Consider the following 16,011-nt stretch of genomic DNA (forward strand, 5'->3'; position numbering starts at 1 on the left):
CTCATTCCTCGATTGGGCGCGGGGCCATGGAATTGACCGCGCAGGAGATCCGATCGGACAGCGATCCGCCGTCTTGTAACCAGTCGTCGATGGAGATCCGGACCGAGGCCATTGCCAGGGCGCCGATCAGCCGCGGGCGCGGATCGTCGACGGTCAGGTCGGGCAGTCGGGGGGCGATGGCTTCGGCGATGGCGGTCTCGAAGTTCAGGTAGCACAGCAGCGTCCAGGCGCGCAGGCTCAGCGAGTCGCGGGTCTGCCGCTCGATTTCGGCGACGTTGTGCTCGATGAGTTCGAAGCCGGGCGCGAGCTCGCGGAAGGCCGCGGTCAGTGCGTCGTTCACGGAGAGCTCGGGCGGTTGACGGTGCAGCGCGTCGGTGATCGCGGCGATCCAGGTCGAGGTGAACCCCTCGGCGACGGCGTACTCCTTGGACTCGAAGTACCGGAAGAAGGTCGCACGGGCCACGTCGGCGGCCTCGGCGATCTTGTCGGCGGTGGTCGCGCTGAGGCCGTTGTGCATGACCAGCTGTGCCGCCGCGGTAGCGATGCGCTCACGGGTGCGCTGCCGTTTCCGGACGCGCAGACTTTCAGACACCGTCTCACTGTAGACAGAGTCTCATTTTCTCACGCCCAAACCGACGAACCGCCGCGAAAGTACGAGTAGATCGCGACACAACGTCGATCTCGACGCGGGGGATTAATGCGCTTCAATTCGCGGTTGTACCTCGCGTACCATTGATTGTCCGGCCGAACCTCGGCCGGGGTGCGAGGGGCTGAACGGTTTCGACTTCGCGCATCGAATCAAGGGAAGCGTGCCGGTGCAGGCAAGAGACCACCGTAAGCGTCGTTGCAACCAATTAAGCGCCGATTCTCATCAGCGCGACTACGCTCTCGCTGCCTAAGCGATAGCTAGTCTGTCGGCCCGGGAGTGCCCTCGACCCGGTGTCCGGCATCAGCTAGAGGGATCAACCGTCGAGTCCGGTCGCGGGACTCGGCGGGACATCTAACAGCGACTGGGATCGTCATCCCGGCGGGTCCGCGAGACCGGGAGATCCAAGTAGAGGCACAGCGGACTGCGCACGGAGAAGCCTTGAGGGAATGCCGTAGGACCCGGGTTCAATTCCCGGCAGCTCCACAAAGTGATGAAGCATGTCATCGGTGACGGAAAACCCCGGCCATCGGCCGGGGTTTTCCGTCGTCAGGGCCGACGGAATCAGGTTCACCGGAGCCGGCTGCGCCGAACCGCGCCGATAGGCCGCCCTTGTCGCATCCTGCCCTTCCGCCCCGAACGCATCGACAGCCTAGGGTTCGAGCAGCGCCCGCGATGCCAATGCCCTCAGGATCATCGCGACCGTAGCCATCGCCCCGCGGCGACGCTCATCTTCGTCAACCACGGCTTGCTCCCCCCGCTGGATTGCGATGGAGCCGCTGCGGACCGCGCTCAGAACCACTTCGCACAAGGCCGCCCGGTCATGCGAACCATCCAGCTGCGCCAGCAGGAGTCGGTCTATCGGTTCGATGCCGACCGGTTCGTGCCGCAGATTGGTGGTCAGTGACGCACCTGACTGTGCATCCAGCCGCGTCAGGGCCGGCGCCGCCGGCAGCTCCGCATCCGGTGTCCCCACTCGGATCGGCTCGCTGAAGATGTCGATCATGTTGTTGCTGAGCATCCGAAAGAGGACGTCCAGCAGCACATCTTCGGTGACCGCGGGCTCAGGTCCAGCGGCGGCTGCGGCCATCAGCTCGGCGGGCCCGGCAGTCGCGGGATAGCGCTGCGAGAGCGTCTGAAGTGCAGCGGCGACCGAGGCACTGGTCGAGGTGACGGTACGGCCCGCCGGAGTGCGGAACACGAAGGCGCCGTCGGCGTCACGTTCGGGATCCAGCTCGTAGCGTCCGGACAGGTGCAGATCCGCAAGGCACTCCGGGCCCAGCGAATAATTGGCGGTGCGGACCTGATCCTGTTTGACCAGTACAGACTGCCGTAACGTGCGGCCGGTGACGATGTCGATGTATCGCTCCGTCTGCAGCAGCAGCCCGCCGGACAGTTCGCGCAGCGTCTGCGCCATTGCTGCGCCGTAGAACTCGTTCAGCATCGTGTGGATGTCGCTCTCGGCGAGGTAGCCGAGGCCGTGCCGCCGAGCTGCTTGGACGAACTCGGTGACGGTACACGGCTCGTTGTCCGGCTCCAGCAGGTCGTGCAGGATGTAGTCGTCGGGAGCGACCTCCATGAGTTCGGCCTCGAAGCGCAGGGCGAGCCCATACGGGGTCTGCTGCCCAGACTCTTTGAGCAGCGACATCAGCCGTCGAGCCTCCGCAACAATCTCCGCTGGATCGGCGAGGTCGGCGGTATGCGCCAGCAGGCTCTCCCGGACGGCGAGTTTGGCATGCCAGCCGGGCAGAACGTTGTAGCTGACAACGGCGACGCCGTCATAGGCCAGCAGCGCGGAGATGACGCGCAGGACCGCCTCCCGGACATGTTCCGGTACCCAGCTGTACACACCGTGGCAGATGATGTAGTCGAACTGCCCGTACTCGGCGCCTATCTCGGTGATGTCCTGTTGGTGCAGTTCGACATTGGTCAGCCCGGCTTGCTGCAGCCGCACTTGTCCGCGGGCGATCTGCACGCCGGACAGGTCGACCCCGACACACCGCATGTCCGGATAGCGGGCGGCCAGCGGGATTATGTTGCCCCCACAAGCACAGCCCAACTCCAGAACCCGAGCGCTGGGCACCGGCGGTGGCCTCAGCCCGAGCATCGTGGCGATGGCGGCCAGCCGGGCCGGTTGGGTCTTCGGATACGACGCATTCAAATAGGGCGCCGCGTCATAGCGCGCGGCTATGTCTCCGACCCCGGCCCGTGCGGCAGGCTGCGTCGTCGGGAGGTGTATCTGTGTCACTGCGGGTCGTTCCTGTCATCGGTGCCAAGGGTCATCGGCGCCAAGGATATTCGGCAAGCACGGGTACGGATGCCAACGCCTGCTGGCCCACCACCGGGGTGGCGGGCCAGCAGGTTGTCGCCATTGTCAGCGGAGTTGGCGGTCAGGCGGCGCTCCCAGTGCCACCGCCACCCGAGCCCGCGGAAGAGGAGGACGCGGATCCGCCCGAGCAGCTCGGAGCGGTGCCCGTCGCCACCTCCTTGACGTTCCAGACGGGGACCCGGGAGGCGCCGTTGACCTCCGTCTGGTCCGGGCTGTCCCACGTCGTACTGGTCGCGTAGTAGGTGGTGTTGCCCTGCGTGATGGTGAAGTCACCGGTGGCACGCGCAACCGGTGTCGCCGCGCAGACATAACCCGTGTAGCCCGGCTGGATGAACACCTTGATCAGCGAGGTGTACGACTCCGCTTCGGTGGTGGCATAGCCATACGTGGCCGAGACCTCGACGTTGACCACGTCTTTGATGCCACCGCTGACCTTGGTGCCGAGCGTCAGGCTATCGGTCTCACTGTAGGTGTAGGTCTGACTGGTGTCGTACTCGAGCGGAGTGAGCGTGTTGTTGACGACAGTGGTCCCGACAAACTCGGAGTCCGAGTAGTAGACGCCACCTTGGAAATTCGTCGCTGTGAACTTGCACTTGGCGTCCGCGCCGTCGGCGCACAGATTGTTCACGATCACCGACTGGTAGTCGACATTGTCGGGGGTGATGTAGATGATCGTGTTGGCTGCGTCCCACAGCTTGATCGTGCTGCTGCCCTTCGACAGGTCGACGTGGTTGCAGGTCCCGTTCCCGTTGTCCACCGAACATCCCACGTACTTGGTGTTGTTGGACGGGTTGTACTTGAAGTCGACCGTCCACGTGCTTGCCGGAGCGCCCGGGAACTCGTCGGTGGACTGGAAGACGGGGTAGACGTGGGTGTTGTCGCCGTGTCCCTTGACATAGATATTCCAGTGCTGCGTCTCACCGGGCTGGTAGATCGTTCCGACCACCGGGCCCACCTTGACGTAGTCGTCGGTCGGGTTGATGCTGCCGGTTGTGGGATCGTAGTAGCCGAGGAATACCACGCTGTTGCTGGTTTGGTTCTCGAAATCGAATCCCTTGGTGTCCGTGGCGTCATCGGGTTTGACGGGTGGCTGGGCCGTCATCGAGACCGCCGACAACGTGCCGCTGTCCATATTGGCCACATAGACGATGCCGTTGTCCTCGTCGAGAGCTAGGTTCACCGGATTCGTGCCGACCGAGATGGCCGTGTAGGTGAGATCCAGCGGGTCATAGGCGGTGATCTGCTGGGCGTCGCTGTTGGTGAGGTAGACAGTGCCGTCGGAGCCGACCGCGATCGCGCTTGGGCCGGCACCGACGAGCTGCGAAGAGTAGCCGTTGAAGTTGCCCACCGTGAAGATGTCGAGTGCTGGGGTGCTACCGCCCTGGGTGGTCACGTACAGATACGTGCCGTCCGGGGAGATCGCGACACCGTCCGGGTTCGGGTCAGAGTTGAACGTCTCCCACACGTCATTGACGACGTTGTAGGCGGTGATGGTGCTGTCGCCGTAGTTGGCGACGTAGATCGTGCTGTCGTCCGGGGAGATGGTGATGCCGTGCGGCTGGCTGCCGGTGGTGATGGTGGACGTGGCGTAGTTCGGGTCGGTGGTGTCGATGACGGTGACGGTGTTGTCATCGGTATTGGTGACGTAGACCTTGCTGCCGTCGGAGGAGATCGCGATGCCGGTGGGGTTGTTGCCGACGTTGACCATGGCGACCACCGCTGGAGAGGGGACCCCGTCGTTGGCGGCAACATCGGGATCTGCGGTGACGTCTGTGGCGCCGAGCAGCGTCTGCTCGGGATCGATGACCCACACCTGCTTGTCGCCCCGGCTGACGACATAGATCAGGTCGCTGTTGGGATCCAGGATCATGGCGACTGAGTCCGCACCCACAGCGAACCCACTCGTGCTGAGCTGCGCATAGGTGTCCGCGTCGTAGGCTGTGATGGTGCTGTTGGTGCCGTCGTTGTTGAGCACCCACAGGGCACTTTCGTTGTCATCGACGACAACGGCGACCGGGTCGGGTCCGACCGAGATGGCGCTCAGCTGCGTGCCGTAGGCCGGCAGCACCGGAACGCTGACCGACACTTCCTGCGCCTGGCCGTTGACGGTCGCCACGACGGTGAAGGTGTCCAGATCGTCGCCGTCGTCGATCCCGCCCGGCATCGCAACAGCCAGCCGCGACGTCGCCCACGGTGTGTATTGCACATCCCCGGTCGTCCAGTCGACGGTCACGTCGCCGTAGCTGGGAGCGGTGCCCAGGGCGAAGGTGACCGGCTCGTCGGCCGGGGCGAGGGTGTTCAGCTCGGCAGTGATGATGCCGTCGGTGGTGTCATAGTCGGTGATCGAGTACACATCGCCGCGGTCTTCGAGCGCAGGGATCTCCACGGAGATGGTGACCGTGGTCTCATGCGCGGAGAATGGGTTCAGCAGCGAATCCAGTCCGTGGAAGTGGAATCCAGTGTCGCGCACCGTCACCGTGACATCGACGGTTGTGGCAACCAGGTCGTCGGTGGTCGGGGTGAGGATGAAGTCGCCGTTGTCATCGATCGAGATGGTGGCGTTGGCCGGTTGCTCTGCGACCGAGTACTTCAGACTGTCCCCGTCGGCGTCGGAGGCGCCGATGTTGCCCACTACCGTGCCGTCGTCGGTGAGGCTCGTCGTGTCGGGGTCGTAGTTGATGACCGGGGCGTTGTTGTTGAAGGTGCGCTGGATCTCTTCGCGGACCCAGGTCAGCACGGTCGCCATGATTCCCAGCTGCAGGGGCGCGGCCGGTTGCCCGTTGGCCGTCGGGGAGATCCCGAATGCACTGAGCACCGTGGAGATGAGCTGCTGCACCGGGTGGAATCCAGCGGATGAGGTGTCAGCAGCTGTCGCGGCGGCCGCCGGCGCGACCGTCTGATCGGCCGCCGCCACCTGCTCCGAAGCGGCGGCGGAGGCCGCGATCGAGGCCGAGGAGTTGGTCTGGGCCCTTCCGGCCGCTGCCACGGCGCGCTGGATGGAGATCGACGTGCGCTCGGCGCCCGCGGAATCGGAGGCCGTGGTGACCTTGCCAGGGGCGTGGTGAGCGCCCGTCGTCTTCACCGTCGCATCGGCGTGGCCGGAACCGTTGTTGTCGGAGGGATCCGACGTCTCACCCCTCGAGCTGCTCGCCTTGGTGGAGCCGGTCGCGTTGCGCGCCGATGAACTCGAGGTGATCGCGCCCCCGGACGAGCTCACCTTCATCTTCGGTGCCGACGAGTTGTCACTGGCGTCGGCATCATCGCTCGACGAAGCGGTGGAACCGCCGGAACTGCTCACCTTCGTGGCGGGCACTGACGCACCGGTGTCGGGGGCCGACGACGAAGCCTTGTCGGCGGCTCCCGAGGACGAAGCGTCCGAGCCCGATGCCTTGGCGCCCGGGGCGCTGGAGCCCGTCGCATCAGCGTTGGCTAGGCCGGGAAAACTGGCGATCGCCGCCCCGATGCCCAGGGCTACGGCAAGGCCGCCGACACGCCCTACGAACTTTCCGTATCCCCCATCGCCTGCCAGCGTGAGACCGGCACTGTCCCGATCTGAACTGGTTTCAGTTGTCCACATGATGTCCTCTGGGTCGCGTCGGCACTTATTGACTAAGAATCGGAGTGAATCTCCGGGCACTGATGGCACCGATCCTTTCCGATATCACGTAGCTGATGGAGCATCCCGACGTGCTATACCGCTACCTTTTGGCAGCAGTTAACCTTGACTTTTGACAACGGTTGACTTGCGGGTCACATCTCACCCCGAGATTCCGGGCGTGTTCGCGTCCGAATCTCATTGCGCCGGTGCGCGTTGACCCGACCGCGAACATAGCCTTGACCGGAGGCTTCGGTCTGATCGCGCAGTAGCGTCTCGGGTTTGTGGTGAGGCCGCATACGTGACAGTGCGTGGCCGGGCCGATGCTCGGTTGGCGCCGGACTATGCGCGGGAGACGCGGGAGATGCGAAGCCCTGTAAGGCAGGACCGAGGATGGTCGCGGTGGGCGCCGCCGCCTCGACAGAGCTGGTGACCGCGGCCTGAAGGTGTCCATGGACACCTGATCAAGACACGACCATCGGTAAGTCGTCCTAAGTCAGTTCAGTTGCGGCATCACTTCGCAGGCCACGAGCTCGAGATGGCCGAGGTCGTCGATATCGCGCATCATCAGATAGATTCTGCTGACACCGGTTTCGGCGTAGCTGCCAATGCTGTCGACCAATTCAGAGGGCGAGCCCGCGCCACCACCGGCGCGTAGCTCCTCGACGCTGCGCTGGGTCGCCTCGGCGCGTGCGGCGACCTCGGCCTCGGTGCGCCCACAACACAGAGTCATGGTGTGCGAGAACTTCAGCTGACCGGGTTCGCGATCGATCGCCCGACACGCTTGGCGGACACGCTCAAACTGGGCGGCAGCCACCGCGACTCCAGTGGGGGGCGCGGTGAACAGGTCTGCTGTGTTTGTCGTGGCCGGGAGGTTGCTGAATTCGCTGGCGTAGCGGGCGGCCAGCTGTGGGGTGCGCTTGGCGCCGGCGCCGCCGATGACGATCGGTGGACCCTCGGGCTGGCTGGGTTTGGGTAGCGCGGGGCAGTTCTCGAGGCGAAAATGTCTGCCGTGGTAGCTGAACCGATCACCAATCCGCGTTCGCCACAGGCCGGTGATCACCGCCAACGACTCCTCGAGTCGATCGAAGCGGTCCTTGGCCGGGGGAAAGGGGATGCCGTAGGCGCGGTGCTCGGGCCCATACCAGCCTGCGCCCAGGCCGAAATCGACTCGGCCCCCGCTCATCTGGTCGACCTGGGCGATTTGGACGGCCAATGGCCCCGGGTGGCGGAAAGTCGCGGCTGTCACCAGCACTCCGAGCCGGATACGGACCGTCTCACGGGCAAGCCCCGCCAAGGTCGTCCAGGCGTCGGTGGAACCGGGCGGTTCCTCGCCCCAGTAGTGATCACCTCGGACGAAGCCCGCGTAGCCGCACTTCTCGGCTCCCTGTGCCAAACGCAAGTACTGTTCGTAATCAGCCGATTTCGATCGAGGTGTGGCGAACACCATCAGCTCCATGCGCTCCAGAATGCCCTATCGGGGCTTCGTCTCACAGACGCGATGACATCGATTCCGGGCCTCGTGCCCAGTTTTGAATTCATTACTCCGTGAACAGTTTTAATCGGTCTGGACCGGCCGGTCGAAGTCTCGGCCAGGAGGGTGGGGTGGCTGCGCGATCGTCAGGGGAGCACAGTGTGCATCAACATGACGTTGTAGGCCGACCACGGGTGCAGGAACGGGGCATAGATGCCGCCGGGGATCTGCATCGAGGAGGTTCGGATCACCCGGGCCGGAAGTGAAGGACCGAAGGCCACAGCCCCCGTGGTCCCTCGATTAAGGCGCACCAGGCAGGGTCCGCACCGTCGCAGCGAATTCGACCGCACACCCGGCGATCACGGCAAGGCCGGGTATCGTTGTCGTCACGCAGGTTCGCGTCGTTGTCCGAGCAGGTGTTGTGCGACGGTCAGGCGTAATGCCGGCAGCCGGTACGGCGAACAGCTCAGGTAGTCCACCCCGCTGTCGATGAGGAAGCCCGCTGATCGCGGGTCACCAGCGTGTTCTCCGCACACTCCGATCTTGATCTCAGGTTTGGCTTTTCGTGCGTTCGCTACCGCATGGTGGATGAGGAACCCGACGCCCTCTTCGTCGAGGTGGATGAACGGATTGTCGACGAGCAGGCCGCGGTCGAAGTAGGAAGGCAGAAGCTCCGACTCCGCGTCATCGCGGGATAGTCCGAGGGTCAACTGGGTCAGATCGTTGGTGCCGAACGAGACGAAATCGCCTTCGAAGGCGAGTGTCTCGGCCATGATGGCGGCACGCGGTGTTTCGATCATCGTGCCGATCGCGAAGTCGGCACCTTCCTTCACCCATGACCGGGCGGCCCGTAGTTCAGCGGCATTCATGACCAGCGGGATCATCACCTCGACCCGGGGATGAAGGCCGCGGCGGCGCAAGCGGTCAACCGCGCGCGTGAGGGCGTGAAGTTGCATGGGATAAATCCACGGCTTGGCGACGGCGAGCCGTATTCCTCGAACGCCCATCATGGGGTTGGTTTCTCGTTGCCGGCCGTGCGCGTCAAGGTCGGTGTCGCTGAGGAACTCGTGCGCGGGCGGATCGAGCAGACGCACGCACACCGGTAGGCCGTCCATCGCGGTGAGTAGTGCCTCGAAATCCTGCTGTTGCGCATCCTCGAGCTGCCCGACGACGGTGGAGTCCGGTTCGCCTGATCCAGTCAGCAGTAGCCGGCGGATCAGTGGCAGCCGGTCGTCGGCGAAAAACATGTGCTCGCTTCGGCATAGGCCGACGCCCTCGGCCCCGCGGGCTCGCGCTTCGGTCGCCGACGTAGCGTCATCGGCGTTGACTCGCAGCTGGATTCGCCCACCCCGGATCTCATCCGCCCAGGCGAGTAGGGTGTCGAGTTCAGGGCAATCCATGGCGGGCGCGGCGAGGGCCGACCCGATGTACAGCTGACCGGATGTGCCGTCGACCGAGATGACGGTGCCCGTGGGTACCGTGCGTCCTGAGATGCTGATGCCGTCGGCGTGCACGGTCAGCTCGCCCATGCCGACGATCGCGGGGATTCCCCATCCCCGGGCGATCACGGCGGCGTGGCTCGCGGTTCCGCCCCTGGTGGTCACGATGCCGTCCGCTACGCGCATCCCGAGGACGTCCTCGGGTCCGGTTTCGTCGCGGATCAGGATGACGGAGTCGCCCTCGTCGGCAGCATCGAGTGCGGCTTCCGCGGTGACCACAAGCCGCCCGGTGGCCGCACCGGGTGATGCCGGGACGCCTTCGGCGATTGCTTCGGAACCGTGGGTGTCGATCTGTCGGTGTATCAAGGCGTCGATGTCACTGACGAGTGCGCTCGCGACCGCTGCCGCTCGGTTGAAAGTCTTATCCGTGGCGACGCGTTCGACGAGTGCGCGGATCCGAGCAGCGGCCCCGTGAGCGGGGCTTCCGGGCGCGCCGTGGTTATAGTCGACTGGTGTCATCGGCAGACTCCGCGCCGAACCGCCGGCGGTATGACAGTGCTGTGCGGCGCGAGCAGGTCGCCCGAACTCGGGAACGCATCGTCACCGCCGGTGCTCAACTCCTGCACGGCTTTCCGATCTGGAATTGGCGGGCACTGACCATCCGGGCGGTGGCCGATACCGCGGGTATCGCCGAGCGCACGGTGTATCGGCATTTCGCCACCGAGAAGGATCTGCGGGATGCGGTGCTCGCCCGTCTCGCCAACGAGGCCGATATCGAACTCGCCGGCTTGTCCCTGGACGAGTTCGACCAGGTGGCCATGCGAGTGCTGCAATACGTCTCGCAGTTTCCGTTGGAGCCGCGAACTCCGCCCGACGCTACCGTGGAAGCGGGGAAGAGCCGTCAACGCGTGGCGCTCCTGGCGGCGTTGACCGAAGCGAGGCCGGATTGGTCGGATGAGGACCGTACCGTCGCCGCGGCCATCTTCGACGTGTTGTGGAATGTCGTGTCCTACGAGCAGCTGGTCGTGGAGTGGCAGCTGGAGCCGCCGGTCGCCATCGCGGGCATCTCCTGGGTCATCCGGTTGGTCCAGGAGGCGATTCGCGACGGCAACGCCCCGCTCAGGCATCGGCCTCCGTACGGGTCCGCTGACAGCTGAGCAGTAGATCCTGATGTAGCTCCATCCAGATGTCGTGGTAGCTCTCCGCGAGGGGCGCGGTGAAACGCCGGGTGTCGCCCGCGCGTACCGCGGCCTCCGCGGCGACCAGACGGTTTCCGTAACGAGTGAGGCGTGGATGGCCGACGGTGTCCAGGGCAGCGATCGCGCGCAGGTGAAACTCACTGAAACGGTCGAGAATCCGTTGGTCGTAGAGGGCGTCGCTGTGGTCGTTGATCTCCTGCCGGCCGTCGACCTCGCGCAGCTGCCAGGCCGAGCACAGTGCCTTGAATTCGCCGTTGAGCGTGCCGAATTCGGTGTCATACCACGCGCCCGCCTCGGGCTTGCGCAGGCCCGAAGCGTGCAGTCTGGCTGCGGCGTTCTCACGGCCTGTCGGCGTGGGGACGAAACCGGGCAGTCTGCCGCCTTTCTCGGCTACCAACTCACGTTCGACGAGAGTCCGTAGCGCGCTCTCCACAGTGCCGGGCGGCTGCGCGGTCGCCTCGGCGAGCTGATCTGAGGTGGCACGTCCTCTGACGATGAGGTGATGCAGTACCAGGTCCGCGGAGTCGGGCACGCTTCAGCGCTCCTTGCGGAGCAGGTCTCGGGCGACCGTCGATGACCAGAACTGCTGCTGTTCGCCCCACATGGCCACGCTGTCGGTGTTCCACTCGGTCTGACCCAGGGCGCACACCATGCGCGGGTACATCGTCCAGATCATGGTGTTGCGGTTCTGGCCCTCGGCAACGAGTTTGCGGCCCTTGGCGTCTTCGGCCTCGATGAAGATCCGATCGGCCTGCAGGCTGCGCCGGCGTCCCTCGGTCCAAGTACGTCCTGATACCAGGTCCACCATCTCGCCGTCGCGCAACAGGTAGCCCGTGATGACCCTGTTCTGCTGGCCGTCCCAGATCGACATGACGTGGAAGGCCTCGTCCTCGGACGCGATGCCCCACAGGTAGTCGCCCGAGGGAGTGTCGACACCGAGATCCCGGTGGCCCCAGGATCTGTCGCGCATCGCCCAGCAGTCGACCGCCAGATCCTCGCCGTTCAGCAGGAGGGTTCCCGTCATGCGTCCCGGCTGTTCGAAGTGGTTACCGAACTGATGGGCGTCGCTGAAGGCGGTATAGGTCAAGTCGAATGCACAGCCGTGAAAGTCGTAGGTGAAGCGGAAACTGCGGCCGGGCACGACGCGTTCGATGGTCAGCCCACCCGGGTAGTGCGCGTCCATGAATTCGCCCTCTGGAATGTGCTGAATCCAGTGCACATCGTGGTGCAGGGCGTCCTCGATCGTGGTCGTTTCGGTGTCCCAGAAGGTGGGTCCGACGCAACACAGGCCCATATTCGGCCGGTGCCAGTTGTAGATATAGCCCTCAATACCCTTGTCCGGCATTGAAATAGAGAACCACGTGCTTTCATTCCAGTAGGGGTCGTCGTCAGGCTCATGGTAGAGGTCGTCCGCCTCGGTGATCACGCTTCATCCTCCTGCTGTGCCGGGATGGGAACTTCATGGTGGCTCGCGCCGATCACCGTGACCTCTCCAGAGGTCCCGTCAACCCGAACTCTGTTGCCGGTCTGGATCTGTCGGGTTCCGGACTTGGTGTTGGTCACGCACGGGACGCCGAGTTCGCGAGCCACGATCGCGCCGTGGCTCATCGGGCCGCCGACGTCGATGACGAGCGCCCCGGCGATCATCATCACCGGAGTCCAGCTCGGATCGGTCGAGCGGCAGACCAGGATGTCACCGGGCTCGACGTCGAATGCGTCGTCGGGGTCGGTCACCACCACCGCGCGCCCCTCGACGACCCCGGGTGTCACCGGAAAACCCGAGACCCGATCCGCCGACGCGCGCTCCGTCGACTCAGCGTTGGAGATCGGAACGGGCGGTCCGACCCAGGATTCGGGAAGGTCGAGTGTCAGGTACTGCTCGTACTTCGCCCGACGAGACCCAACGAGGTCTTTGATATCGGATGGAAGACCGTCACTGCAGGCTTCGGCAAGGGTGAGAAATGCGATGTCGGATGGATCGCTGAGGGACCCTTGGGCGACGAGGTGGCCGGCGATCTCGCGGCTCGCCGCGCGGGCGCCGTCGAGTGCCATCAGGCAGCCCACTTTCTGCGCTTCTCGCTGACGCAGGAAATGCGCGGCCAGCGGGAGCATCACCCGCAGTTTGATGCGCTCGACGTAGTTCGATGCTGCACGGAGGCGTTGTTCGGCCCGCTGCCGCGCGGCCACCTGCGTGACGTGCTTAGCGTGTGGATTCTGGTCTTCCGGGACCCGCGCTAGGGCCTCGATCAGCGGGTCGATGATGTCGGCCCGGGTTCGCCATGAGTCGGCGATGAAGTCGAATTGTCTCGGCGCCTGATAGCCGTGTCGGTCGATGATCGCCGATACCGGCAGGCGGCCGCGTGAGGCTTCCCAAAGGTCCTCTGCGACCTTCTCTTCGGGCATGCCAAGCCCGGTGAAGAGCTCGTTCTCCAAGCCGGTCATGCCCTTGGCCTCGGCTAGGTTGACGACCTCGCTGAAGATCCGCGGACCAAGCATGCTCGCATGGAGACCGAAGCGTAAGACGTCGACATACTTGTCGTAGCTCTCCCGGAACAACCGCTGCGCCGCGCCGAGCTCGCGTCGGCCGCCAACCGCATTGCGCCACCACGGTTCGAGTGCTTGGAGTCTGCGCCGAAGCCGCGGGGTCGCCGATGCACCGACCACGAGGAGGCGCGCGTAGGCCGGAATGTCCTTGAGGCCGGGTCGAGGTTGCTTTTCAGCGGCCGAAGCGCCGGCCTTGGCCTCGCCGGTGAGGCCCTCCTCCATTCGTTCGACATCCACGCCCGGAAGCCGAGTTACGATGTCCGCGGTCTTTTTGAGGTTGAGGCAGAAACGCCCGAAGAACACCGCCGTCATCCGCTGGTCGGGATCGTTGTCGAGCCGAACTTCGTCCGCCGACACGACGCCGTTGTCGCGCCACATCATCAAGCCGGATATCTCCGCACCGTCCATCGCATAGGTGACGGTGAGGGGCGGATGAACGCCGATGAGCGCTTCGCCGACGTTCGCGATCGTCCATCGCACGTCAGGGTCCCGCGCGTGCATGTGCATCGGATCTTCGGAATCGGGAGCGGAGTCAAAGGTCACGAACACACCCTCGTCGCTGAATGTCACCGCCTCGTGCGATGTCGAGGGCAGACTATCGACTGCCCAGAATTGATGTCAATCTCCTATGACACGAATTTGGGCGACGGCCGGGAAGCCGGGGAGAGCAATTCGGCACCGGCTGCCGGTTATCGGGTGATACCGACCCTGCTCAGGCTCCGTCGCAGTTGCAGCGCCGCTAAGGCGATCGGATTGTCCAATCGCTGCGGCAGGACGAAACGCCGCGCGACGGTTCCCAACGCGCTTCGGCCGAGCCGGTAGCGCATCACTGAGGCGCCCAGGAACCCGGCGGCGACGCCGATCGCGAAGTATCGACCGGCTCGTCGACGGTTCCGCTCCCGCACAGCGCCCGCGACGTAGCCGCATAGGGCGGCCAGGGCGGCAATCGCGATGAGCAGAAAACTCAGCGCTCCGACCGCGTCCATGCCACAACCTCCCAACTCGGTTGTCCATCACACCACCGTCTGTACCAATCCGGCAGCGATGACCGAAGGTCGTGATCGAACCGAGGACGAAGCGTTACCGTCAGGTGGGTAGGAACTCGTTGCGAGTCCCGCCCCCAACTATGTGCGAATGACTCATTCGGCCAGGTCAGGTTGTTAGGCTGCCAGTGGCAAGCAGCGCCGCCTATACGTCGACGAGTCCGATTCGGAGCAGACGACTGTGGCAAACATTGTCCTGATAAATCCTCGGTTCGAAGTGTCCTACTGGGGCCTGGAACACGCCCTTCCGCTGCTGGGCAAGAAGTGCAACGTTCCGACCGCCTGCCTGCCTCTGCTCGCCGCGTTGACCCCCGACGAGCATCACGTGACGTTGATCGATGAGAACGTCGAGGACATCGACTTCGGCAAAGTCGCCCAGGCGGACATCGTGGGGCTCACCGGCATGATCGTTCAGCGCCAGCGCATGCGCGAAATCCTCACCGAACTCAAAGCGCGAGGCACCTTCGTCGTCGTCGGCGGGCCCTGGGTGAGCGTGCAGGAGGACTACTTCGACGGCCTCGCCGACGCGATCTTCGTCGGCGAAGCCGAGACGACCTGGCCGCAGTTCCTCGACGACTGGGCTCGCGGCCAGCATCAGTACCGCTACGAGCAGGCCGAGCGGACCGACATGACCCAGGTTCCGGTGCCCCGCTACGACCTGCTGAAGACCAAGAACTACGTGTTCGGCAGCATCCAGTTCAGCCGCGGCTGCCCGTTCCAGTGCGAGTTCTGCGACATCATCGTCACCTTCGGCCGCAAGCCCCGGCTCAAGACGAGTGAGCAGGTGATCGCCGAGCTGGAGGCGATGCGCAGGGAGAACCTGTTCATCGCGTTCATCGTCGACGACAACCTGATCGGCAACAAGGCCGCAGTGAAGGTGCTGCTGCAGGATGTCGCCGCGTGGCAAGCCAAAGAGGGCTACCCCTTCCAGTTCTTCACCGAGGCATCGCTGAACCTCGCCGAAGACGAGGAGCTGATGGCGTTGATGGTCGCCGCCAACGTCACCGTGGTCTTCATCGGCATCGAGAGCCCGAACGAGGACTCGCTGAAGGAAGCTAAGAAATATCAGAACGTGCGCAAGGGCGGGACGATCGTCGATCGGGTCCGCAAGGTGCAAGACGCCGGACTCGAAGTCTGGTGCGGCATGATCGTCGGCTTCGACAACGACGACGCCCGGATCTTCAAGGAACAAGCCGACTTCATCGCCCAGACCGACATCATGCACGCGATGGTCGGCATGCTCTCGGCCATTCCCAAGACGCCGTTGCACGCGCGCCTGCGAAACGAGGGCCGCCTGGATCTGAAAGATGAGCAGTCCTTCGGTACCAACGTGATTCCGCTGAATATGAGTCGTGACGAGCTACGGGACGGCTACATCGACCTCATGCGCGATCTCTACGATCCCGATTTCTACTTCGACCGGCTCGAAAGCCTCTATCTGGAAAGGGAATTCGACTTCGGCCGGGCGCGTAACGCGTATCTGCGCGAACATCTGTGGCGCAGGTTGCGGGCGCAGTTGTTCGACGGTGCGCGGGCGCTCGGCCTCTTCGCGTTGCTGATGAAGAACGTTCCCGACCCGAAACTGCGGCGGATCTACCGACGTCGGATGACGACGATCCTGCGGAGTCGGCCAGACCCGGGCGTGCTGTTCGTCTGCGTCGTCAAATGCGCGACGCACTACCACCATTACACGATGTCGCGGGAAATGTCCGAACGCCGAACGCTGGTCAATACGTTCTGAG

The 16,011-nt window shown here is 64.4% G+C and carries 11 protein-coding genes, 1 other RNA gene and 1 pseudogene; 3 read left to right on the top strand and 10 right to left on the bottom strand.

From position 1 onward, the window contains the following. Position 1 precedes the first annotated feature (1 nt). Complete coding sequence (locus ORI27_RS28965) at positions 2–592, bottom strand: TetR family transcriptional regulator (RefSeq protein ID WP_266000588.1); 591 nt, start codon at positions 590–592, stop codon at positions 2–4. A gap of 174 nt (positions 593–766) precedes the next feature. Here ORI27_RS28965 and ssrA point away from each other — a divergent pair. After that, positions 767–1,135, top strand: a transfer-messenger RNA (tmRNA) gene (ssrA, locus tag ORI27_RS28970). Positions 1,136–1,298: 163 nt separating this feature from the next. Here ssrA and ORI27_RS28975 read toward each other — a convergent pair. The 5 genes and pseudogenes from ORI27_RS28975 to ORI27_RS28995 all read right to left on the bottom strand — a co-directional run bounded on the left by ORI27_RS28975 (position 1,299) and on the right by ORI27_RS28995 (position 10,002). Continuing rightward, positions 1,299–2,894, bottom strand: a complete 1,596-nt coding sequence (locus ORI27_RS28975) for a methyltransferase domain-containing protein (protein WP_266000589.1) — start codon at positions 2,892–2,894, stop codon at positions 1,299–1,301. Between the two features lie 142 nt (positions 2,895–3,036). After that, positions 3,037–6,552: a beta-propeller fold lactonase family protein gene (locus ORI27_RS28980; protein WP_266000590.1), complete on the bottom strand. Its 3,516-nt coding sequence runs from the start codon at positions 6,550–6,552 to the stop codon at positions 3,037–3,039. Positions 6,553–7,066: 514 nt separating this feature from the next. Next, positions 7,067–8,029: a TIGR03560 family F420-dependent LLM class oxidoreductase gene (locus ORI27_RS28985; RefSeq protein ID WP_266000591.1), complete on the bottom strand. Its 963-nt coding sequence runs from the start codon at positions 8,027–8,029 to the stop codon at positions 7,067–7,069. Between the two features lie 161 nt (positions 8,030–8,190). Next, positions 8,191–8,316, bottom strand: a pseudogene (locus ORI27_RS28990) (hypothetical protein); the annotation flags it as partial. Positions 8,317–8,430: 114 nt separating this feature from the next. Continuing rightward, positions 8,431–10,002 (bottom strand): putative PEP-binding protein, encoded by a 1,572-nt coding sequence (locus tag ORI27_RS28995; RefSeq protein WP_266000592.1) that lies wholly within the window; start codon positions 10,000–10,002, stop codon positions 8,431–8,433. On the opposite strand from ORI27_RS28995, the gene ORI27_RS29000 reads away from it, so the two are divergent. Beyond that, positions 9,996–10,640 (top strand): TetR/AcrR family transcriptional regulator, encoded by a 645-nt coding sequence (locus ORI27_RS29000; RefSeq protein ID WP_266000593.1) that lies wholly within the window; start codon positions 9,996–9,998, stop codon positions 10,638–10,640. The genes ORI27_RS28995 and ORI27_RS29000 overlap by 7 nt on opposite strands. On the opposite strand, the gene ORI27_RS29005 is transcribed toward ORI27_RS29000, so the two are convergent. The 4 genes from ORI27_RS29005 to ORI27_RS29020 form a co-directional block, all read right to left on the bottom strand. Then, the gene (locus ORI27_RS29005) at positions 10,603–11,214 is read right to left on the bottom strand and encodes a MarR family transcriptional regulator (RefSeq protein ID WP_266000594.1); all 612 of its coding nucleotides are present in this window, start codon (positions 11,212–11,214) and stop codon (positions 10,603–10,605) included. The two genes, ORI27_RS29000 and ORI27_RS29005, sit on opposite strands and share 38 nt — an antisense overlap. 3 nt (positions 11,215–11,217) lie before the next feature. Further along, positions 11,218–12,108 carry a DUF7065 domain-containing protein gene (locus ORI27_RS29010; RefSeq protein ID WP_266000595.1) on the bottom strand — a complete coding sequence of 297 codons (891 nt, stop codon included), beginning with the start codon at positions 12,106–12,108 and terminating at the stop codon, positions 11,218–11,220. After that, positions 12,105–13,769: a PEP-utilizing enzyme gene (locus ORI27_RS29015; RefSeq protein WP_266000596.1), complete on the bottom strand. Its 1,665-nt coding sequence runs from the start codon at positions 13,767–13,769 to the stop codon at positions 12,105–12,107. The genes ORI27_RS29010 and ORI27_RS29015 overlap by 4 nt, the downstream gene beginning before the upstream one ends. Positions 13,770–13,915: 146 nt before the next feature. Continuing rightward, positions 13,916–14,212, bottom strand: a complete 297-nt coding sequence (locus ORI27_RS29020) for a hypothetical protein (protein WP_266000597.1) — start codon at positions 14,210–14,212, stop codon at positions 13,916–13,918. 238 nt (positions 14,213–14,450) lie between these two features. Between ORI27_RS29020 and ORI27_RS29025 the strand changes: the two genes are divergently transcribed. Beyond that, positions 14,451–16,010, top strand: a complete 1,560-nt coding sequence (locus tag ORI27_RS29025; protein ID WP_266000598.1) for a B12-binding domain-containing radical SAM protein — start codon at positions 14,451–14,453, stop codon at positions 16,008–16,010. Position 16,011: the final 1 nt, after the last annotated feature.

Origin of the sequence: Mycobacterium pinniadriaticum (assembly GCF_026242045.1) — a bacterium.
Lineage (GTDB): Bacteria > Actinomycetota > Actinomycetes > Mycobacteriales > Mycobacteriaceae > Mycobacterium > Mycobacterium pinniadriaticum.